The 21,926-nt window shown below is 69.3% G+C and carries 17 protein-coding genes; 7 read left to right on the forward strand and 10 right to left on the reverse strand.

The window, feature by feature from the left end:
• The 3 genes from AX018_RS21510 to AX018_RS21520 form a co-directional block, all read left to right on the forward strand.
• Positions 1-164: aldehyde dehydrogenase family protein (locus tag AX018_RS21510; protein WP_146749394.1), on the forward strand; the 164-nt coding region annotated here is incomplete at its 5' end.
• 530 nt (positions 165-694) lie between these two features.
• Positions 695-1,219, forward strand: a complete 525-nt coding sequence (locus AX018_RS21515) for a sigma-70 family RNA polymerase sigma factor (protein ID WP_170146318.1) — start codon at positions 695-697, stop codon at positions 1,217-1,219.
• 154 nt (positions 1,220-1,373) lie between these two features.
• Positions 1,374-1,631 carry a FecR/PupR family sigma factor regulator gene (locus AX018_RS21520; protein WP_111881666.1) on the forward strand — a complete coding sequence of 86 codons (258 nt, stop codon included), beginning with the start codon at positions 1,374-1,376 and terminating at the stop codon, positions 1,629-1,631.
• A gap of 55 nt (positions 1,632-1,686) precedes the next feature.
• Here AX018_RS21520 and AX018_RS21525 read toward each other — a convergent pair whose 3' ends face one another.
• The 10 genes from AX018_RS21525 to AX018_RS21570 all read right to left on the reverse strand — a co-directional run bounded on the left by AX018_RS21525 (position 1,687) and on the right by AX018_RS21570 (position 12,792).
• Positions 1,687-2,163 (reverse strand): copper uptake system-associated protein, encoded by a 477-nt coding sequence (locus tag AX018_RS21525; protein ID WP_111881669.1) that lies wholly within the window; start codon positions 2,161-2,163, stop codon positions 1,687-1,689.
• 33 nt (positions 2,164-2,196) lie between these two features.
• The gene (locus AX018_RS21530) at positions 2,197-4,125 is read right to left on the reverse strand and encodes a TonB-dependent receptor domain-containing protein (RefSeq protein ID WP_111881671.1); all 1,929 of its coding nucleotides are present in this window, start codon (positions 4,123-4,125) and stop codon (positions 2,197-2,199) included.
• Between the two features lie 41 nt (positions 4,126-4,166).
• Positions 4,167-5,378, reverse strand: coding sequence for an MFS transporter (locus tag AX018_RS21535; protein ID WP_111881674.1), 1,212 nt, complete (start codon positions 5,376-5,378; stop codon positions 4,167-4,169).
• On the reverse strand, positions 5,375-6,547 hold the full coding sequence (locus AX018_RS21540) for an acyl-CoA dehydrogenase family protein (protein WP_111881701.1): 1,173 nt from the start codon (positions 6,545-6,547) through the stop codon (positions 5,375-5,377). Before AX018_RS21540 ends, AX018_RS21535 begins: the two co-directional genes overlap by 4 nt.
• A gap of 14 nt (positions 6,548-6,561) precedes the next feature.
• The gene (locus AX018_RS21545) at positions 6,562-8,217 is read right to left on the reverse strand and encodes an AMP-binding protein (RefSeq protein ID WP_111881704.1); all 1,656 of its coding nucleotides are present in this window, start codon (positions 8,215-8,217) and stop codon (positions 6,562-6,564) included.
• Entirely contained in the window at positions 8,214-10,019 is a 1,806-nt protein-coding gene (locus AX018_RS21550; protein ID WP_170146319.1) for a CoA transferase, read from the reverse strand. Before AX018_RS21550 ends, AX018_RS21545 begins: the two co-directional genes overlap by 4 nt.
• A gap of 92 nt (positions 10,020-10,111) precedes the next feature.
• Complete coding sequence (locus AX018_RS21555; RefSeq protein WP_111881678.1) at positions 10,112-10,402, reverse strand: MoaD/ThiS family protein; 291 nt, start codon at positions 10,400-10,402, stop codon at positions 10,112-10,114.
• Positions 10,403-10,421: 19 nt separating this feature from the next.
• On the reverse strand, positions 10,422-10,832 hold the full coding sequence (locus tag AX018_RS21560) for a M67 family metallopeptidase (RefSeq protein WP_111881681.1): 411 nt from the start codon (positions 10,830-10,832) through the stop codon (positions 10,422-10,424).
• A gap of 16 nt (positions 10,833-10,848) precedes the next feature.
• On the reverse strand, positions 10,849-12,009 hold the full coding sequence (gene moeB, locus AX018_RS21565) for a molybdopterin-synthase adenylyltransferase MoeB (protein WP_111881683.1): 1,161 nt from the start codon (positions 12,007-12,009) through the stop codon (positions 10,849-10,851).
• Positions 12,010-12,402: 393 nt separating this feature from the next.
• Positions 12,403-12,792: a DUF2946 domain-containing protein gene (locus tag AX018_RS21570; protein ID WP_111881685.1), complete on the reverse strand. Its 390-nt coding sequence runs from the start codon at positions 12,790-12,792 to the stop codon at positions 12,403-12,405.
• A 290-nt stretch (positions 12,793-13,082) separates the two neighbouring features.
• Here AX018_RS21570 and AX018_RS21575 point away from each other — a divergent pair, with 290 nt between their 5' ends.
• The 4 genes from AX018_RS21575 to AX018_RS21590 all read left to right on the forward strand — a co-directional run bounded on the left by AX018_RS21575 (position 13,083) and on the right by AX018_RS21590 (position 21,926).
• The gene (locus tag AX018_RS21575; RefSeq protein ID WP_111881688.1) at positions 13,083-13,358 is read left to right on the forward strand and encodes an MbtH family protein; all 276 of its coding nucleotides are present in this window, start codon (positions 13,083-13,085) and stop codon (positions 13,356-13,358) included.
• Between the two features lie 5 nt (positions 13,359-13,363).
• Positions 13,364-14,101 carry a thioesterase II family protein gene (locus AX018_RS21580; protein WP_111881706.1) on the forward strand — a complete coding sequence of 246 codons (738 nt, stop codon included), beginning with the start codon at positions 13,364-13,366 and terminating at the stop codon, positions 14,099-14,101.
• Between the two features lie 118 nt (positions 14,102-14,219).
• A complete protein-coding gene (locus tag AX018_RS21585; protein WP_111881690.1) occupies positions 14,220-15,209 on the forward strand; it encodes a TauD/TfdA family dioxygenase in 990 nt (329 codons plus the stop codon).
• Between the two features lie 27 nt (positions 15,210-15,236).
• Positions 15,237-21,926: a non-ribosomal peptide synthetase gene (locus tag AX018_RS21590; RefSeq protein ID WP_111881693.1), complete on the forward strand. Its 6,690-nt coding sequence runs from the start codon at positions 15,237-15,239 to the stop codon at positions 21,924-21,926.

The following is a 21,926-nucleotide window of genomic DNA, read 5'->3' on the forward strand; positions in this document are numbered from 1 at the left end:
GGCTGCTGGAGACGGGCATCGTGGGCATCAACGAGGGGGCGCTGGCGGCGGAGGCCGCGCCCTTCGGGGGCGTGAAGGAGTCGGGCTACGGCCGTGAGGGCTCCACCCACGGGCTGGACGACTACCTGCACACCAAGTACCTCTGCCAGGGCGGGCTCGATTGAATTGACACGACACCCCTGGGGCACGTCGCGCCCCGGGTGGAAGCCGCCAGAGGCGGTAGTTCTTCAGGGCCGCCCCAGCCTGCGCCGGCACGCTGCGGGGGCTTCCCATGGCCCAGGGCGCGGACGCCTCCGCCGCCCGCGGTGGCGTCTCCAATCGCATCGAAATGTGCGGCCACCCGGGCGCTGCCCGCCAGCCGCCGGCCCCTGGCAGGCCCCCGGGAAACGGTAATTCCCCGAATAAGGTTTGAAACATTTGCGCGCCCGCCGGGCGGCAGCGCTTTGTCATCGTTCTGCTAGCATCCGTATTGATAATTATTCTGAATTCCACAGAACAGAAATTCCAGTCCGCGAAGGGTGGACTTCCGTTCCATGGCGCAATGCGCCGCATGGGCATGGGGCGGGGAGGCCGCGTCGTACGTGGATCGACTGTCGGGTTCGAGGGTGTCCGGCGGGCCTGCGCCTTTTCGGATGTGGGTCGTTGCGTCGTCTCGCGGTGTCTTCCTGAACCGTGTCAAGGAGTGACAGCTTCCATGTTGAAAGAAAGCTGCAGCGGACTGGAGAAGGAGTTCTTGCTGAACCAGGCAAAGCTCCGGGGGGTCGCACGGGGCATCCTGCACAGCCGGGAGCTGGCCGAGGAAATCGTTCAGGATGCCTACGTCAAGATCATGGAGCTGTCCCCCCGCGCCGCGATCGTCAACGCCGCGTGCTACTGCTGCCAGATCGTGCGCAACCTGGCACTGGACTGCTACCGGCGCCGTTCCATGGAGCAGGCCTACCGCGCATCGCTGGAGGACCCGGAGGATCTGGACGCCTTCGACCTGCAATTCGGCGAGACGCCGGAGCGGCTGGCCCAGGTGTTCCAGATCATCGAGATCCTGGACGCGGAACTGAAGCAACTGCCGGCGCGCACGCAGCAGGCGTTCAAGCTCAGCCGGTCCAAGGGACTGACGCAGCGCCAGATCGCACAAGAGATGGGCTGTTCCGCGACCCTGGTGAATTTCATGCTCCGCGACGTGGAGCTGGTCCTGGAGAGGCACCGCCATCTGCTCGAATAGAAGACGGGCTCAATGTGCGGATAGTCGCACTCATAGGAAAGCTATTGGTTCATGCGACTTTCGTATCTCCTTATGATGAGGTCAGCGGCCGACGGATTCGCGCGTGCCGCATTGACCGGCCCGCAGCTTGCGGCCTTTGCGCCTGATGCCACCGATGAACGATTCCACGAAAGACTCCTGTTTTCCTGGCCGCGTGCCCCGGAAGGAAGGGCCGGGCGACCTGGTCTGGGAGCAGGCGTGGGCGTGGGTGCGCCAGCAGTATGCGCTGATGGAAACGGGCGCCGCGCCGGAGGAGGTGGCCCCGCGGCAGCTCATCCAATGGCTGAAAGCCGACCCGCGCCACCGCGAGGCGTATGAGCAGGCCAGCCGCCTGTGGCTGGCCGCCGGTCTTCTGCCGCCGGACGAGGAATAAAAGAGTGGCCCTCCAGGTTCGGTGGGCCGCCTGAATTCAAGACGGCAAGGCCGGATCAATGCCTGGCATCGTGTCCGGAGGGCGCATGGTGATCCGACGGGCCCATGCGCACCATCCCGTCGAAGGTCGAAAACAGCGCACGCCGCCGGGGATCGATGGAGGACTCGGCCTGGGCGAGCTGCCGCGCCAATTCGCGCGCCGCGGAAGCCGACATGCCCGTCATCTCCAGCGTCTTCGCATCCCGAAGGCCATCTCCGGCACACGCGGAGACGTGCCATTGCCCCTGCGCGTTGCGCGTCAGCAAGGCCCGGCCGCCCCGTTCTCCCTGCGTCCAGCCAGCGATCGCCCGATCCGCCATGACCACGATGGGGCCGGCTTCCAGGCGTGAATCCGGTGTGTCCCAGGTGGACATCATGGTCTTGCGGATGGCGGATTGGTCAACGGTCTCCGCCGCGTGGGACGCCATGGGCATGGCCGCCATCATCCAGGCCATGCCGGCCACCAGGATGGTTTTGTGCACGAGATGCTTCATTCCGATGTTCCTTTTTCTTTCATGGCGGGCCGATCAGAAGCTTGCCGTCAGGCCGATCTGCGCGGAACGGCCCGGCATGGGGTAGCCCGGCCGGAATGCGTAGCTGCGGTCGAACAGGTTTTCGACCGCGAGAAAGACCTCCCCCTGCTTGCCCAGGGCAGGTACGGGGTAGGCAAAACGGGCGTTGGCAACCGCGAACGAGGCCACCCGCTCCGTGTTCGATGCACTGGCCGCCCGGCTCCGGCTGAGCGCCCACACCTCGGACTGGTACTGGGCGTCGATGGCGATGCGCCATGGGCCCGCCTGGCCGTTGGCACCGAGCGTGACGGCGCGTTTCGGGCTGTAGGGCAGATGGTCGGCACTCGGGTCGAGCAGCGTGAGCCCCGCGAAGACAGACCATTCCCGTCCCAGCGCCTGGCGCACGGACAGCTCCGCGCCGCGCATCGAGTAGGTCCCGAGGTTGATGAACTGCGGCGGAGGAGGAACGTCGGGCGGGAAGCCGAAGACATAGCGGTTCTTGAACTTGTCGTGGAACAGGCTGGCGCCGATCTCGGTGGCTCCGGAGGGCTTCCACTTGAACCCGACTTCCGCATGGTCGAGCTCTTCCGCGGAGAGCCGCTTCCAGCTCTCGCCCAGCGGCGCGATCAGCGAAGCCAGCAGCGGTGTTTCCAGGCCCGGGTAGTTGATCCCGCGGGCGATGTTGGCGAACACGGTCCATTGCTCCGATACCAGCGACAGGCCCGCGTGGGGCGCCGTCTTCGACGGGAACTGGCTGTGGTCATAGAAGCGCAGGCCCGCCGATGGAACCAGCGTCCACTCCGTGGACAGCGGCACGTCCTGGTGCACGGCCACGTAAGGGGACGTGATCCTGAACGTGGGCGCATCGAAGAAGCCGGATGGCGCGGGAGCGATGCGGTTGAACATGGCGTCGCCGCTCACGCGGTCGTGGTCGATGCCCGCCACCACGGTGCCTCCCTCCCAGGGGGTGAACTGCTCTTTCCAGCGCAGTCCGCTCATGCGGAATTTGTTGATGCTGTCACCATCCGGCGCCGGCTGGTGAAGCCAGTCGCCCCGTCCCCGGCTGCCGTAGAGCTTGACTTCGCCCCGCCAGGTGCCGTGCACGTGCGACAGCGAGGTGCTCAACAGGCTCGCCCGGGTGTTGTATTCCGGCGCGACGGCACTGGCGGGCGCGCGGCTGTCGCCGGGGTCGCGGGCTTGGTTGTCCACGTGCAGCAGGCTGGCCGCGATGGACCAGTTCGCATCGAGCCGGTAGCCGATGCGGCCCATCACGTTGTCGAGCCTGCCGTCGGCGTGGGGCCGGTGGCCGTCGGATTCCGCATGCCCCTGGGTCAGGGACCAGTCGAGATCGCCCTGGCGCCCCAGCAGGTTGAATTGCTCGGTGAACGTGCCGAAGGAGCCGCCCGAGACGCGCACGTCGCCGTGCACTCCGTCCTCGGTGGCACGCCGTGTCTCCAGGTCGATCGATGCGAAGTTGTTGCCGCTCCGGTAGGGCTGCGGGCTCTTGTGGACGGTGATCGACTGCATGCCGTTGACCGGCAGCAGATCGAGCAGCGGATGGCTCCAGAGCCCCATGTAGAACGGGACGCCATCCACATAGGTCTTGATCTCGCTGCCGGGCCGGCTCACGCCCATGCCCCGGATGTAGACCGCGCCGCCCTGGTCGCCACCGAAGGCACCCACGGGGTTGTAGCGCGAGATCTGCACGCCGGGCGTGCGGCGCAGGGCGGAGGCGAGATCGACCGCATTCTGGTCGCGCAGCTGGTCCAGGCCGATGGTCTCGGAACTCGCGGAAAAAAGGTCCACCGAGGACTCTTCCACCACGGGACGCGCGGCAATGTCCACGGCCGGAAGGCTCGGGGTTTGCGCGGCCGCGGGTCCGGCCAGCGATGCCAGCAGGAGCGAGCGGACCCAGGGGCCGGGATGGGGACGGAGAGTGGACATGGGGTTCGAGGTGTTGAAGAAAAACGGTGTCGGACGTGCATTCAGGCGGTGCGGCGGGCCATCGGGGTGCGCCGCCGCAGGCGCTCGAGCTGCAGCAAGGCCATGGCGGCGACCGCCAGCGATGCCAGCGATCCGGTCCATGCGGCGGATAAAGAGTTGTGTGCCAGGGCGGCGGTGAGCGGTGCCCCCGCGGCCATGCCGGCGAAGAACGCGGCCGACAGCCAGCCGGAGGCCGCCGCGGTGGGCCCGAAGGTGCTGCCCTGCACGACCAGGCCCATGGCGAGCGCATTGGTGGCCACCGCGCTCGCTCCCATGAGGCCGGCGCCGATCCAGAGCGGCCAGGGCCGCCCTGGCGCAGCGAGCTGCAGCAGGGCGACCGCGGCCATGGCCGCGAGGATCAGCGCCAGCATCAGCGGAATTCCGGAATCCTTGCGGGCCGCCAGCGGCGTCAGCGCGACGCGCGACGCGATGCCCATGACGGCGAAGAGGGCCACCAGGTTGCCGGCCTGCCGCAGCTCCAGGCCCTGCGCCATCGTATAGCTCGGCAGGAAGACGACGAACACGGACAGCGCCGCGCCGACGCCGCACTGCGCCGCCATCAGCAGGCACAACAGGCGTTGGGGCCGTGCCGGAGTCAGCGGGCCCCGGGGGCCGGCCGGCTGCGGCCAGGCCACCCGCCGGGCCGCGAGCAGGCCGAGGACCGCCAGGGGCACGAGGATGCCCAGCGCGCCGCGCCAGCCCCACCACAGCGCCAGCGTGGGCAGCAGGGCCCCGGCGAGCAGGGCGGCGACCTGCACGCCGGCCTGCTTCACCCCGACCATCCAGGGCCGGTGCTCGGGGCGAACCTGCCGCGCGATCAGGAGGTTGGTGACCGGGTTGCACAGCGCCTGGGCCAGGCCGTCCAGGGCGACCGCGCAGGCCAGCAGCCCGAGGCCGGGCGCCAGGGCCATCGCGGCATAGGCGCACGCCGCCGCCGCGAAAAGCAGGACCAGGGAGCGGCGGCACCCCCACTGCTGCACGAGCGGCCCGGCCCAGGGGGAGAGCACCGCGGCCACGCCGAAGGCGGCGAAGGTGATCCAGCCCAGGGCGCCGGGTGCCATGCCGAGATCCCGGGCCATGAGCGGCCCCAGCGTCCCCACGGCATAGAGCACCAGCATGGGCAGGGCCATCGCGGCGACCAGCACCCACGCCAGTGCCGCGTTGCCCCGTGCCGGGCCCGGGGGCGGAGAAGAAGCGGGATGGGGCTGGCTCATGCGATGGGCGCCCCGGCCGCGATGAGGTCCCGCCCCACCGCATTGATGAGGGCCTCGTCGGTTCCGTCGAGGATGCGCGTGGCCCGCGCCGCACGGTAGATGTGTGAGAGCGGGCTCAGGGCACTGAGCCCTTCGGCGCCATGGATCTGCACGGCGGAGTCGGCCGCGAGCCCCAGCGCGCGCGCGGCGGCGACCTTGGCCAGGTTGACGGAGACATCGCACGCTTGCCCTGCATCGAACTCGGCGGCGGCCATGCGCAGCAGCGCCCGGGCGCTCTTCAACGCCAGGTGCGCCTCGAACACGTGCTGGCGCACCAACTGCTTGTCGGCCAGCGCGGCGAGCCTGCCGCGCGGCGAATGGATGCGCGCGCCCATCAGGTCCAGGCACCGCTGCCCCAGGCCCAGCCAATGGCTGGAGCGCACCAGCCGGCCCATCGCCAGCCGCTGCCGCATCAGTGCCATCCCCTGGTGGGGGGCTCCCAGGACGTGGTCGGCGGGAACGCGCACCCCCTGGAACGAGATCTCGCATTGCCCCTGGTCCCTGCCCAGGATGTCCAGGCTTCGCTCCACCTGGAATCCCGGCGCATCGGCCGGCACGACGATCATCGACAGTGCCCCATCGGCCGGGCCATGCGCGCGGGTGCGCGCCACCACCGTCACGAAAGCGGCCCTGCGGGCGCGGCAGACGAACCACTTGCGGCCTTCGATCCGCCAATGCCCATCTTCCAGCGTGGCCGTGGTCTGGATCGTCGCCGGAACCGAGCCGACACCGTCCGGCTCGGACATCCCGTAGGCCGGTGTCGCGCGCCCCGCCGCCAGGTCCGCGAGATAGTGCTCCCGCACCGCGCGGGTGGCGTGCCGGTGCAGCATGTGCGCATCCACCACGGCTTCGCTGCCGAATACTTCCGGGCCGAACTCCGAGCGGCCTTCTTCCTCCGCGACCCGCGCATAGGCGCTCAGTTGTCCCAACTGCCCGCCCAGCGCCACGGGCAGAAAGATGCCCCAGAGTCCGGACTGCCGGGCCGAGGCGATCAACCCGGCCATGCGGGCGTGCGCCGCATCGCTGTCCTCGCCCAGCGCCGTTTCCGCGGGAATGAGATGGGTATCGACCCAGTGCCGGGTCCGGTGCGCGAGGTCTTCGGGCGGTGCGGAATGCGTGCCGATGTCCATGGGGTCTTCCTGTTTCATACGCTGACGAGGAAACCGGGCCCCGTGCCCAGCTCCGCGACTTCGGCGGTCAGGGATTTCTTGTCCACCTTGCCTGCAGGGCTCAGCGGCAGCTGGCGGTAGTACCGCAAGTACTCGGGCAGCTTGTTGATCTCCAGCCCGCGATCGCGCAGGTAGGCGCAGATCTCGGCCAGGGCGGGGCGGTCCGCGCCATCCCGCAGCGTCAGGCACAGGCAGACGCGCTGGCCCAGATCGGCATCGGGGACGGGGACGCATGCGGCGCTGACCACGTCGGGGTGGCCGGTGATCAGCGTTTCGATCTGCACGGTACTGATGTTGGCGCCGCCGCGGATGATGATGTCCTTCTTGCGCCCTGCCAGCACCAGGCAACCCTCGGCGTCGAGGTAGCCCAGATCGCCCGTGTAGACCCAGCCCTCGGAATCACGGTAGCGGCGGTCCAGCTCGGGGGCATTCACGTACTGCATGGGGCTGATCGGGCCGCGCGCCGTGATTTCGCCGACCTCGCCGCAGGGCACTTCCCGCCCCTGCGCATCGACCACGCGGATGGCGCACACGCCGGCATTCGGACGGCCCACGCTGCGCAGCACCCGGTCCGGAGGATCGTCCAGCGTGTGGTGGCAATTCACGCCATCGGCGGAGCCGTACAGTCCGATGAGGCTGCAGCCGAAGGCCTGCATGCAGCGCTGGATGCTGGCGGGATCGATCACGGCCCCCCCGCTCACCAGCGCCACGAGGCTGGACGTATCCGTATGGGCGAGCGCCGGGTGCGCGGCCATGCGCTGCAGCATCGTCGGCACGCCCAGCACATGGGTCGGGCGCAGCGCGGCGATGGCCTGCAGGGCGGATTCGGGGGTGAAGGCGGGCAGCAGTGCGACCGTTCCTCCCAGCCACGACAGCACGCCGCTCGTGGCCGTGGCGCCGAAGGCCGAGCCCAGCGGCACCAGGTAGAGGCCACGAAAGCTCCCGCCGTCAGGGTGCAGGCGCTGCAGGAAGCGCCCCCGGCCGCCGAGCAGCGCATTGTGCGAATAAGCCACCAGCTTGGGCTCCGACTCGGTCCCGGAAGACACCAGCAGCCGGGCTGGCGCATCCGGATCGACCCCGGGCAGCGAGGCCGGGGGAACCGGGGCGCAATCCAGCAGGGTTTCCAGGCCATGCCAGCCCGCGCGTGGCGCGCCATCGACCACCAGCACCCGCAGCGACAGCAGCGTGGGGCGCAGCGATTCGATGAGCGCGCACAGATCCACGTCGCCGCAGAGCGGGGAGACGATCACGGCGCGCGCCTGGCAGCGCTTCAGCAAGGACTCGATGTCCAGCCGTCCCCGCCCTGGAGGGAAGGGCGCCACCATGGCACCCAGTGCCGCGGCGGCCAGGTCGATGGCGCAGCAGTGCCAGGTATTGGGCAACTGATAGGCCACGACGTCGCCCGCGACGATGCCGTGTGCGCGCAACCCGGCGGCCATGCGCTGCGCCATGTCGAGCAACCCCGCATAGCTGATGGACTGGCCGGGCGAGAGCACGGCGGGTTGCCCGGGTTGCCGCGCGGCGTGCGCCGCGAAGGCCTGGTACACCGAGACATCGGGATAGCAGCCTTCCCTGCTCCACGAGCGGCGCAGGGATGCGGGGACGAGATCGACCATACCGGAGGCATTCATGACCATCTCCAGGGGGGGGTGACATGCAGATAGGAGCCGTTCGGGCGATGCAGGGCCTGCGCCAGGCCGGGCCGCAGGCCCAGGTCGGCGAGGTCTTCGGCGATGGCTTGCGCGGGCACGCCCCATGACGTGAGCGATTGCTGTGCATCGCACGCGGTGCGTTGCGACAGCCAGGCCGCCAGGGGCGCGTGCATGGCGCGGGGCGTGGAGCCCGCGGGCAATCCCAGGGCCCGCGCGAGCGCCTCCGCCGCAGGGCGGTCGTGGCACTCGATGGCCACCGGGCCGCTGCCCGTGGGCAGCACCGTTTGCCACGGCAGGGCCTGGGGGGCCGGGGGAGCGTGCGGCGCGGCGTTTTCCAGCAACGGCGCGCTCAACAGGGTCGCGGCATCCAGCAGGGACGTATCGACCCGGCTCACGCAGGCGTCGAGGTGGCGGCGCAGCAGGGCGGCGATGATGCCCTGGGCCGCCACGATGCCGCCCAGGACATCGAGTGCCGTGAACAGCGTGCCTCCGCGGGTACCGCTGGCCTGTCCGATGAGCGCGGCCACTCCCGAATGGGCCTGGGCCGTGAAGTCCGTGCCCGGCAGCCGGGGCGCATGGGGCGTGCCGCCCCAGTCGCCGGCGTGCGCGTACACCAGGGCGGGGTTGACCCGGGCCATGTCCGCCGCATCGAGACCCATCGATCCTGCTTTGCCGGGGGCCCAGTTGTGGAGGAACACATCGGCGTCTCGAACCAGCTCCAGGACCGCTTGCCGGCCGGCGGGGCTCTTGATGTCGATCTCATGGACCGCCTTCGCGCGATTCAGTGCGTCGAAACGGGCCGAAACGCCACCGGACATCGGCGGCATGCCGCGCAATGGATCGCCGCCCGGGGGCTCGATGCGCACCACGTTCGCCCCCATGCTGGCCAGCAGGTGCCCGGCCAGCGGACCCTGGATGCGCCGGCAGGATTCAATGACCGTCAGCCCCGCGAGCGGCAGTCCGCCGGGATGGGGCCGTGGCTGTGCGGGTGAACGGATGGCTCCGGTACTGAAGCGCCAGGGGCCGCGCTCCAGGAGCCCGGGGGTGTCCGGGTCGATGCGGCGCTCATGCAGTGCGCGCACGCGGCAGATCGCGATACCGGCGTGTTCGCTGCGCACGGCGATTTCCGCATAGGGAAGGTGCCGCAGCGCCTGCATGAGACTCGCCGGCACGGGGGAGACGGCCTTCGCGTAGCGCAGCAGGAAGCCCTGCCAGCCTTTCGCGATATCGGCAGAGCCCACTCCCAAGGCTTGCCAGAAGGCACGCCAAGGTGGGGCATCCAGGCACTCCAGCTCGAAAACCACGCCATCCGACGAGACGAACGGAGGTCTCTCGAGGATGGTGTGACTGCCTGGCGCGATGCTCTCCGGGTCTTCCGGGGCCGTGGCTCCGGCGATGTACTGGGCCGCGCAAAGCAGTGCCGTGCCTCCCATGGACAGCTCCACGCGCGAGACATCGGCCCCGCGCAGCCGCGCCAGCAGCCCCGCCATCGCGCCTTGCAATGCCAGCGCCGCCGTGGCGGTGGATACGAAATCCACCCCAAGGGCGCGGCTGCCGCCGCTGGAGCGGCCGTGGATGCCCATCAATCCGCTGGCCGCCTGGACCAGGAATTCACTGGCGCGCGCCGTCCCCCCGTCCGGCCAGCCCGCGACCGCAACGGTGACTCCGGTCCCCTCCGGAGCGTTCAGGCGGAACGTGGCGCCCTCGGAATGGGGCCCATGCACGGCACCGCCCGGCGCGAAGCCCAGCCGCGCCGCCTGGTAGTGCAGAGAGCGCAGCATGGGGGCGAATTGCGCCCCGGCATCCGTGGCTATCGCTTCCAGATCGCAGCCGGACAGCAGCCCTGCCTGCACCGGGGGGCGAAGCAGTTCCGTCAGCATGCCGGGGCCCCGCTGCCGCCGGCCACCGCGGGCAGGATGGTCAAGGTGTCCCCGGGCCGCACGGGCGTGGCCAGATCGTTGGCGAAGCGGATGTCTTCGTCATTGAGGTACAGGTTCATGAAGCGGTGGACGCGGCCATCGCTGACCAGTCGGCCCTGGATTCCGGGATAGGCGTTCTCCAGGGATTCGATGACTTCCCGGACCGTGGCTCCGGTGCCTTCGACCCGCTTGCGGTCGAGGGTGAGTGTTCGCAGCAGCGTGGGGATATGGACGGTGATGGACATGCAGGGTGCTCCTCGGGAGTCAGGGGGCAGTGGTGATGACGAGGGTTTCCTCCGTGACCCGGCCCGACGTGATGCGGAAGCTGCGCAGCTCCGGGTACTGCGGGGTCGCGGTGGAAACGATCAGGTAATGGGGTGAGGGGTCCACCGCGAACGCCACGTCTTCCCGGCTGGGAAAGGCCTGAGATGACGTGTGGGAGTGGTAGAGCGCCAGCGGCACTTCGTCGCGTGCATCCAGGTCGCGCCACACGGCCAGTTGCTCGCGTGGGTCGAATCTGAACGCATCGGTGGAGCCTGCGGCATTGCGCAGTGGAATGCAGCGCGAAGCCGGCCCGCACGAGGGGCCTGCGATCACACCGCAGGCCTCGATCGGATGCGCTTCCATGGCATGCCGCAGCACGGCATCCGCGATCTCCCTGGGCAGTCGCAGCATCTGGGCGCTCCATGGATCAATAGCGTGGCATCGCCGGATCGATCTCATCGATCCATGCCAGGATGCCGCCCTGGAGGTCGCGTGCCTGCGTGAAGCGTCCGTGCATGGCTTGCAGCGCCTGCCGCGAGCGGGCGCCCGACTTGCAATACAGCACGATGGGTGCGTCGGCAGGCTGCTGCGACAGCCATGCGTCGCTTGCGAGCCGGGCCTTGGGGATGTGGCGTGCCCCGGGAATCCTGCCGATCTCCCATTCGCCGCTCTCACGCACGTCGATGAGCACGCAGGGCGCTCCCGTATCGATCAGGGCCCGCAGCTCCCGGACCGACACCGACGGCACGGGCGCTTCCTGCGCTGCGCGCATGCCGCACAGCGCGGGGTAGTCCACGAAGCCGGTGATCGGGGGGCGCTGCAATGCCTGCCGAAGCGCAAGCTCGCGCCAGGACATGTCCAGCGCGTCATAGATCAGAAGGCGTCCGAGCAATGTCTCGCCCATGCCGGTGATGAGCTTGATGGCCTCGGTGGCCATGACCGAACCGATGGACGCGCACAGCACGCCCAGCACACCCCCCTCCGCGCAGGAGGGGGCCAACTCGGGGGGAGGCGGTTCGGGATAGAGGTCGCGGTAATTGCGGCCGTTGCCTTGTGGGGGGCTTTCCCAGAAAACCGATGTCTGCCCCTCGAAGCGGTAGATGGAACCCCATACGCAAGGCTTGCCTGCCAGGACACAGGCATCGTTGACCAGATAGCGGGTCGCGAAGTTGTCGCTGCCGTCGATGACCAGGTCGTAGGTCTGCAGTATTTCCAGCGCGTTGTGCGCCTCCAGCCTTGCGGGATGCAGCCGCACGTTCACGAACGGGTTGAGTTCATGGATGGCGCGGCGGGCGCTTTCTCCTTTGGGCGTGCCGAGATCGGACATCCCGTGGATCACCTGCCGCTGCAGGTTGGAGAGATCGACGTGGTCGAACTCCACGATGCCGATGTGGCCGACGCCGGCCGCGGCGAGATACAGCAGCACGGGCGAACCCAGGCCACCGGCACCGATGACCAGGACGCGCGCCGCCTTGAGACGCCGCTGTCCTTCCATCCCCAGATCGGGCAGCAGCAGATGGCGGCTGTACCGGGCGATTTCATCGGAAGTCAGGTCTTCTCCCGAAGCGATGAGGGGCGGAAGCTTCATGCACATGCTCCAGGGCGAAGCCGTGCACCGGGCAACGGGCGCGCAAGAGCGCGGCCCGCCCACAGGGAAGGAGGGATCAACGTCATGGATGACTCCAGAAAGCGATAGGGGCATGACAAGGCGCCACGCACCGGGGTCGGGTGCGCGCCAGGTCGAACGGGATGCGGCAGGCCGGCCTGAAAGCAAGCCGGCACGGCATCACGCCATGTCAAGAGGAAGGGCGAATCGCGCCAAGAAAGCGGTCAGAGCGAGGCAACGTGGGCCGCCCTCTGTGATCGCTGTGCTGTGCCTCGAATCGGCAAGCAATTCGCATGTGGCGAGACCCCATGTCAATCCGACATTGAATAGGTGGCCCACCGTCGCAGCCCATCCAATGCGGGCTGGCGCGCAAGATCACATCGCCAGGGGCGGGGCGCGTGACTGCGCGGCACGCCAGGCATGCAAGGTGCTTGGCGCGGAGAGAAACAGTGCCGGAACCTCGGATCGCAGCAACAGCGTACGAGGTGCATCGAGGGGTGTGGGGGGCGGAGCGAAAGCCGTCGAATGAACTGAGCAATAGGGGCAATGCTCAAGAACATGCGTACCCTGGAAGTCCAATCCGCTTTGCCCGGATTCTTCGTTCATCGGTACCCAGCGTGTCCCGCTTGCCGAGCAGACCTCGATCCATGCGGCGCCGCCGATCAGGCCAGCGGCATGCGTGATGCCCGGCGCCACAAGAGCCATCAGGATGGCCAGAGCGGTCATCCATGACAAGGTTTTCTTAATGGCGGCATCAAAGCGCATCCACGGATTCTAGGCAATGGAATCCGGGTTGGTAAGCTTTTTTTGCGCGGTCTCTCCATGCAATGAGATGCCCGTCGCGCCGCGCGATGGGCGGCGTCATCTTCATGGGGCGAGGCGCAGCCTGCGTGCAATCCACGGCACGGGCCTGCGTGGAGCAGGTCTTCGCGGTGGGCCGGCCAACGCTAAACAAACCCTCGACTGGTACGTCTACATGGGCTGAGGTGCTTCCAGCCCGCGATATGGGCAGGTCCATGCGCCTCTGCCCTGTACCAACTCACCGAGGACTTTCCATGTCGACGAGCTGCTTTGACCGTGAAGACGAGACCTTCCTTGTCCTGATCAACCACGAGGAACAGTATTCCATCTGGCCGCACTGGAAGGCCGTTCCCGCCGGCTGGAAGGCCGTGGACGGCATCCAGGGCGACAAGAAAACGGTCTGCGAATACATCGACAAGACCTGGACCGACATGCGCCCGAAGTCGCTGCGCGACTGGATGGCGCAGCAGGAAGCCGCCAAGAGCGCCGAGGGCGAACGTCTGCGCGTGGCCGAGCGGGCCGCCAGCTGATGTCCATGCGGCGGCCCATCCGGCTTCTCTGCCTGCCCTGCGCGGGCGCCAGCGCGACGATGTACCTGGGCTGGCGGCGCACCTTGCCCCGCTGGATCGAGGTCGTGCCCGTCGAATTGCCCGGCCGGGGCAGCCGGCTGTCGGAAGCCTTCGCGAAGAGCTTCGACGATCTGGTCGCGCAGCTCTGCGATGAGCAGGCCGGTGAACTGCACGGAGATTTCGCGCTCTTCGGCCACAGCATGGGCGCTTTGCTCGCCTACGGCATGGCGCTTCGGCTGCTGGATCTCGGTGCGCCGGTGCCGCTCGCGCTGGTGGTTTCCGGCAGTCCCGCGCCCTCGCGCAGAGATCCCGGGAGGTTTGCCGGCAAGGACAACGACGAGGCCCTGCTGGCCGACCTGCGCAAGCAGGGCGGCACGCCCGAGGAGGTGCTTCGCGATGCCGAACTCATCCGCCTGACGCTGGACGTGCTCGGCGCCGACTACCGCGTGTGCGAACGGTTTTCCTACGCCGGTCCCCGGGCCCTGCCCATGCCGGTGCACGTGCTGGGCGGTCGCGACGACGACATCGAGTCGGAGCGCCTGCAAGCATGGGGGAGCGAGGCGGGCCGGCAGTCCACGCTGGACTGGTTCGATGGCGGGCACTTCTTCATCCGCCAGCACGAAGGCCGTGTGCTGTCCACGCTGGCAAGCCGGCTGGGCGAGTCGGCTGAAGGCGTGCGCCATGCGACCCGTGTCCTTGCCTAGCTGTCCAACAGATTGGTAATCCAACAAGAAACGGCGCGCGAGGCCGCATCCACGCGCGTTCGTCGGCCGCGCCGGCAGGCCTTGCCGCGCCGCGTTCCAGGTCCAACAGGGAGATGACATGAATGAAACTCTCACGCGGTTCGCTCGCAAGGCGCCCGCCGGTTCGGAACTTCCCGTGCTCCTGACGCCGGATGCCGTCGGGGAGGGCTTGCAGGCTGCGGCGCCGCACCTTCGCGCCCGCATCGACGAGGCCCTGGCCACGGTCGGCGGGGTGCTGCTCAGGGGCTTCGAGGTGCCGGACGTGGAGACCTTCCAGCAATTCGCATCCTCGTTCGGGCACCCGCTGCTGAAGTACGAATTCGCCTCCACGCCGCGCAGCGCGGTGGAGGCATCGACGGGGGCCGGCGTCTACACCTCCACGGAATATCCGGCGCACCAGAGCATCCCGCTGCACAACGAGCAGGCCTACACGCGCGAGTGGCCGATGCGCATCTGGTTCCACTGCGTGACGGCCGCGCAGCACGGTGGCGAGACGCCCATCGCGGACAGCCGCGGCGTCTATCGCCGCATTCCGGCGGAGATCCGCAAGCGCTTCGAGCCCGGCATCCTGTACGTGCGCAACTTCGGCGACATGGATGTGCCGTGGCAGAAAGTCTTCAACACCGAGAGCCGGACCGAGGTCGAGGCGTTCTGCGGCCGCTCGGGCATCCGGTGGGAATGGAAGGACGATGGCGGCCTGCGCACAACGCAGCTGTGCCAGGCCATCGAGACCCATCCCAGGACCGGCGAGCGGGTCTGGTTCAACCAGGCGCACCTCTTCCACATCTCCGCGCGGGAGCCCGAGGAGCGCGAAGTGCTCGAAGAGCTCTACGGCATCGAGAACCTGCCGCGCAACACCTTCTTCGCCGACGGCTCCACCATCGATGACGGCATTTTTGCCGAGGTCCGGGCCGCGCTCGACGCCGAGACGGTGTCGTTTCCCTGGGAGTCCGGCGATGTGCTGATGCTCGACAACATGCTGGTCGCGCATGCCCGCTCCCCGTTCAAGGGGCCGCGCAAGGTCATCGTGGCGATGGCCGAGCCGCACGGCAATCTGGGCCGTTTTTGATCTTTAGTTTCCGGGCGGGGGGGAGCGATGGCAGGCATAGAAACCCTGCCGCGGCCAGCAAGGGCGGCGGCGACCAATTTCGTTGAGCATCTGGAGCATCTGGCGCGCGAGCGCACCGACGAGGTGTGGCTGGTGGTGGCCGGCGATGCCCAGGATGGCGGGCGCGAGACGTCCTACACCTACGGCCAGTTCGCCGGAAGGGTGCATGGCATGGCGGCGCGGCTGCAGCGGACCGTGGCACCCGGCGAGCGGGTCCTGGTGATGCTGGAGAACAGCGTCCATTACGCGGTGGCCATGCTGGCGTGCTTCCATGCCGGCATGGTGGCCGTGCCGGTCTTTCCACCGGAATCGAACCGGCCCCAGCACCTCGCGCGGCTGGCCGGCATCGCGGAGGATTCCGGCGCGGGGGCCGTGATCTGCCTGCGGGCCGTGGCCGAGGGCGTGCTGGAGAGCGGCGTGTTCGGCCGGGTCCGGATCATCGAGGCGGACACCCTGGACGAGGGTGAGGCCGGCCAGTGGCGCCGGCACGTGCCGCATGCCGACGACATCGCCTTCCTGCAGTACACATCGGGTTCGACGTCGGCCCCCAAGGGGGTGATGGTGTCCCACGGCAATCTCATGGCCAATGAGCGCGCCATCCAGGACCTGATGGACACCAGCCCCGAGGACAAGTTCGTCTGCTGGTCCCCGCTCTACCACGACATGGGGTTGATCGGCGGCCTGCTGCAGCCGCTGTATCGCGGTGCCGAGCTGATCCTGACTTCGCCCCGCTACTTCCTCGAACGTCCGAACCGCTGGCTCGAACTGGTATCGCGCCACCGGGCCACGATCAGCGGGGGGCCCGACTTTGCCTACCGGCTTTGCCTGGAGCGTGCCAAGGAGAGCCAGATGGCAGGCCTGGACCTGTCGTCCTGGCGGATGGCCTACACCGGCGCCGAGCCGGTGCGCAGCGACACCATGGCGGCCTTCAGCCAGCGCTTCGCGGCCGCGGGCTTCAACCCCGCAGCCATCTATGCCTGCTACGGCCTCGCCGAAGCCACCCTCATGGTCACGGGGGGACGCCGTGGCAGCGGAATGCTGGCGCGCGGCTATGCCGGCGCCGCCCTGGATACCGGCCGCGCCGAGCCCGATGTGCAGGGGCGCAGCCTGGTGGCATGCGGTGCGGCGCCCGCGCACCACGAGGTCCGCATCGTGGATCCGCAGGCGCTGGTCCAGCGTGCGGACCGCCAGGTGGGCGAGATCTGGCTGGCAGGCCCCAGCGTGGCCCAGGGGTACTGGAACAACGCGGAAGCCACCCGCAATGCCTTCCATGAGCAGGAAGGGCGGCGCTGGCTGCGCACTGGGGATCTGGGCTTCCTGGACGGCGGCCAGCTCTACGTGACCGGGCGCATCAAGGACCTGATCATCGTGCGCGGCCACAACCTGTATCCGCAGGACATCGAGCGCGTGGTCGAGGACGGCGTGCCCACCGTTCGCAAGGGCCGGGTGGCGGTGTTCGCGGTGGACGGCTCCGGCGGCGAAGGCGTGGGCATCGCCGCCGAGGTATCGCGCAGCCAGCAGAAGCAATGGCCGGCGGCCCGGCTCGTCCGTGCCGTGGCCGAGGTGGTCGCCGAGGCGATCGCCGCGCCACCCGCCGTGGTGCTGCTGCTCCATCCCGGTGCCCTGCCCAAAACCTCCAGCGGCAAGCTGCAGAGGAATGCCTGCCGCCAAGGCTGGGCTGAGCGCAGCCTGGATGCCTATGCGATCTTTGAGCGGGGGGCTTTCGTGCTGGGCGGCGATCCGCAAGCGCTGGACGGTGGGGTGACCGCGCCGGCCGACAGCCTGGAATTGGCATTGGCCGAAATCTGGGCCGGGGCGCTTGCCCGCCCCGCCAGCCAGCGGGTGGGTCGCGAAACGCATTTCTTTGCCGAGGGCGGCAATTCGCTGTCGGCGGTGCAGGTGACCACCCGCATCGCCGCGCGCTGGAGCGTGAACCTTCCGCTCGCGGCCTTGTTCGAGGCGCCGCGCCTGGGGGATTTCGCCCTGCGGCTGCGATCCTGCCTGGAGGCTCCTCAGCAAGGCCGTGCGCCGGCGCTGCGGGCCGGCCTTGCGCCGGCCGGGGCGCGGCACGCGCTGTCGGCGGCGCAGGAGCGCCTGTGGTTCCTGCAGCGGCTGCAGCCGGACAGCTCCGCCTACCACGTCGCGCTGGGGCTGGATCTGGAGGGGCGATTGGATGGCGAGGCCCTGCGCGATGCACTCGCAAGGCTGGTGGAGCGCCACGAAATCCTGCGCACCGTGTTTCCGGCCGACGCGCAAGGCGCGCCGTATGCCGAGGTCCTGGCGCCGCAGGCTGTCGGCCCGTGGATGATCCTTGCGCCCGACTCCGCGCTGGCCGGCGATGCCGGGCGTGCGCAGGCGCTGCAGAAGGCGTTCGACCTGAATCGGGAGCCGTTCGATCTGGCGCGTGCGCCGCTGTTGCGCGCGGCGCTGGTGCCGCTGGAGCCGGAACGCCACCGGCTCGTGCTGGTGCTGCACCACATCATTGCCGATGCCCACACGCTGGGCCTGCTGCTCGCCGAGATGGCGGATCACTATCGGCGCCGGGTGGCTGGTGAAACCCAGGACCCGTCCGCACCGCCCTTGCAGTACCGCGACTATGTGGCGTGGCAGCGCGACTGGCTGAATGACGAGGTGCGCGCCGCGCAGTGCGCCTACTGGACGGCCCGGCTCGGACAGGACCATCCGGTGCTGGCGCTGACCCCGGACCGGCCGCGCGCGCCGGTGGCCAGCTATCGCCCCGCGGAGCATGGTTGCATCTTGCCCGCCGACCTGGTGGCGGCGCTGCGCGAGCAGGCGTCGGGGCACGATGCGACGCTGCCAATGGTCCTTCTGGCCGCGTTCCAGGTCCTGCTGTACCGCTACACGGGGATGGGCCAAATCCGCGTGGGGTTGCCCATCGCCGGGCGCCATGCCGATGGCGCGGCCTCCTTGCCCGGGATGTTCGTCAACACCGTGGTCATGGCCAATGCCATCGATGGCGCGACCCGCCTCGACGCGGCGCTGGCCGCCACGCGCGAGGCCGCCATTGGCGCGCAGGCGCACCAGGATCTGCCGTTCGACGAACTGGTCCAGGCGTTGAATCCGCCGCGCAGCCTGATGCATCCGCCGCTGTTCCAGGTGCTCTACAACCACTTGCATGAGGACTTGCGCCACTTCGAGCGGCTGACGGGCCTGCGCGCCCGCACCTGCCGCGTGCCGGCGGCGATCGCGCAGTTCGAGCTGACGCTCGAAACCCGCGAGCGGCCAGGCGGCGAGGTGGACCTGTGCCTGATCCATGCGGAAGCGCTCTATGCGCCGGACACCATGGCCCGGTTCGCCGAGCACTATGCCGCCGTGCTGCGTGCTTTCTCGCGCACACCGGAGTGCCGCGTCGCCGACATCGCTTTGCTCTCGGCGTCCGAGCAGGCCGCGATGGTGCGATGGGCCACGCATGAACATGCGCTGGAGCCCGGGCTGGTTCACCGTCGGATAGAGGAGCAGGCGCAGCGCACGCCGGATGCGGTGGCGGTGGTGTTCGGCGGGCAGACGCTGAGCTATGCGGAGTTGAACGCGCGGGCGAACCGGCTGGCGCATGCGCTGATGGAGCGGGGGGTGGAGCCGGAGAGCCTGGTGGGGGTGGCGCTGGAGCGCTCGGTGGAGCTGGTGGTGGCGCTCTTGGGGGTGATGAAGGCGGGAGGGGCGTACGTGCCGATCGATGCGGAGCTGCCGCAGGAGCGGGTGGCCTACATGCTGGGCGACAGCGGGGTGCGGCGGGTGGTGAGCGATGCGCGGACGCTGCAGCGGCTGTCGCTGCCTGAAGGGGTGGAGGTGCTGCGGCTGCAGGGGCAGGAACTGGACGGGCGGGAGCTGGAGGGCTGGCCGGAGACGGAGCCGCAGGTGCGGGTGCACCCAGAGCAACTGGCCTACGTGATCTACACCTCGGGCTCGAGCGGCAGGCCCAAGGGGGCGGCGAACCGGCACGGGGCGCTGCACAACCGGCTGGAGTGGATGCAGGGGCAATACGGACTGCAGGCGCAGGACGTGGTGCTGCAGAAGACGCCGTTCAGCTTCGATGTGTCGGTGTGGGAGTTCTTCTGGCCGCTGATGGTGGGGGCGAAGCTGGTGGTGGCGCAGCCCGGGGCGCACCGGGACCCGCAGGAGCTGGCCAAGCTGATCCGGCAGGAGGGGGTGAGCACGCTGCACTTCGTGCCCTCGATGCTGCAGGCGTTCCTGGCCGATGGAGCGGGCAGGGGGTGCGATACGGTGAAGAGGGTTGTGTGCAGCGGGGAGGCGCTGCCGGGGCAGGTGCAGGAGCAGGTGTGGGAGCAGATGCCGGGGGCGGGGCTGTACAACCTGTACGGGCCGACGGAGGCGGCGATCGATGTGACGCAGTGGGAGTGCAGGAGGGCTGGGCAGGCGCAGGTAGCGATGCCGGTGGCGATAGGCAGGCCGATCTGGAACACGCAGTGCCGGGTGCTGGACGGGGAGATGAACGAGGTGCCGCAGGGGGTGGCCGGGGAGCTGTACCTGGGGGGAGCGGGGCTGGCGCGGGGGTATGCGCGCAGGCCGGGGCTGACGGCAGAGAGGTTCGTGGCCGATCCACAGGAGGCGGGGCAGCGGCTGTACCGCACGGGGGATCTGGTGCGCTGGAGGGAGGACGGGCAGCTGGAGTACCTGGGGAGGCTGGACCAGCAGGTGAAGATGCGCGGGCTGCGCATAGAGCTGGGGGAGATAGAGGCGGTGCTGCTGGAGCAGCCGGGGGTGGAGCAGGCGGTGGTGGTGGCGCAGAGCGGTGCGGCAGGAGAAGGCGCGGGAGCGAGGCTGGTGGCATACGTGGCGCCGGCGGGGCTGGACGGGCAGGCGTTGAGGCGAGCGCTGGAGGGCAGGCTGCCGGAGTACATGGTGCCGTGGGTGGTGCAGGTGCTGGAGGAGCTGCCGCTGAATGCGAACGGGAAGATAGACCGCAAGGCGCTGCCGGCGGTGCGGGGGCAGGTGCCGGGGGGGTATGAGGCGCCGCGGGGAGAGGTGGAAGAAGCCCTGGCGGGGATCTGGGCGCAGGTGCTGGGGCTGGAGCGGGTGGGGCGGCTCGACAACTTCTTCGAGCTGGGCGGCCATTCCTTGCTCGCAACCCGCATCGTCGCGGCCGTGCGCCGCCAGCTGGGCCGCGACATCGGCCTCGAGCAGATGTTCACCCATCCGCAACTCGGCGCGCTTGCCCAGTGGCTGCAGAGCCAGTCCACCGTGCTGGAGGGGGCCTGGTGGGCGCGTGACGTCGAGGTGCCGGAGCAGGCCGCCTTGTCCTATGCGCAGCAGCGCCTGTGGTTCCTGTGGAAGCTGGATCCGACCGGTACCGCCATGAACATCCCGTCGGCCTTCGTGCTGCGCGGGGCACTGGACGAGGCTGCGCTGGCAGCCGCGCTGCGGGCGCTGGTGGACCGGCACGAGATGCTGCGCACCATGTTCGGCGAAAACGACGGCCAGGCCTGGCAACGGGTGCTGCCGCCCGGCGCGCTGGCGGTATCGGTCGAGCGTGGCGAGGCCGGTGCCGACCCGCAGGCGTGGCAGGCCGTGGCCAGGCACTGCGCGGCGCAGCCGTTCGACCTCGCGCACGGACCGCTGCTGCGCATGCGGCTGGCACGCATCGATGCCGGCACGCACCTGCTGGTGGTGGTGGCACACCACATCGTGGCCGACGGCTGGAGCAGCAAGGTGATGCTGGCCGACTTCCTGCGCCTGTACGAGGCCGCCTGCGCTGCGCAGCCGCCGTCGCTGGAGCCGCCGCCATGGCGCTATGCGGCCTATGCGGCCACGCAGCGCCATTGGCTCGAGGGCGGCGAAATGGAGCGCCAGGCCGGGGCATGGCGTGCGGCGCTGGCCGGCGTGGAGCCGCTGGTCCTGGAGCCGGACCTGCCCTTGCCAGGGCAGCGCCGCCATCCGCTGCAGACCTGCGCATTCTCCCTGGACGAAGCACTGACGCGGCAGATCGCCCACCTCACCGGCGGCATGCAGGCCACGCCCTACATGCTGCTGCTGGCCGCGACCTCGCTGGCGCTTTCGGCGCGCGGGCGGCAGCGGCGCTTCTACGTGGGCACCGACGTGGCCAACCGGGAAGTCCCGGGCACGCAGGGCATGGTGGGCTTTTTCGTCAACCAGCTGGCCGTGCCGGTGGATTGCGGCACGGCCCTCACCGGCCAGGAACTGCTCGAACAGGTGAGGATGACGGTCCTGGCCGCCGCTGGTCGCCAGGACCTGCCGTTCGACAAACTGGTCGCGGCCCTGGGATCGCGCACCCGTGGCGGCCGCGCGCCGCTCTTCCAGGTCAAGGTGATCCACCAGGACGGCCTGCAGGCCCCCGCCATGCCGGCGCTGACCGTCGAGCCGGTGCCGGTGCACGGCGAGCAGGCCGAGCTGGACCTGATCGTGAGCTACCTCTCCGTATCCGGGCGGATCGAGGCCACGCTCCTCTACGACGCCGAGTACTACGAAGCCGCCGGCATGGCCAGCCTGGGGCAGGAGATCCTGTCCGTCATCGAGCGGCTGGCCCGGGAACCGGCGGTATCCATCGAAGCGCTGTATGCGCAGGCCCAGGCCACGCACCAGGCCATCCGCGAACGCCAGGCCGGCGAGCGCGAGGCCCGCATGGGTGCATTGCGCGATGGATTGAAGCGGCGCCGGACGCACACGGACACCGGCAGGTAA

Source organism: Paracidovorax anthurii (assembly GCF_003269065.1).
Classification (GTDB): domain Bacteria; phylum Pseudomonadota; class Gammaproteobacteria; order Burkholderiales; family Burkholderiaceae_C; genus Paracidovorax; species Paracidovorax anthurii.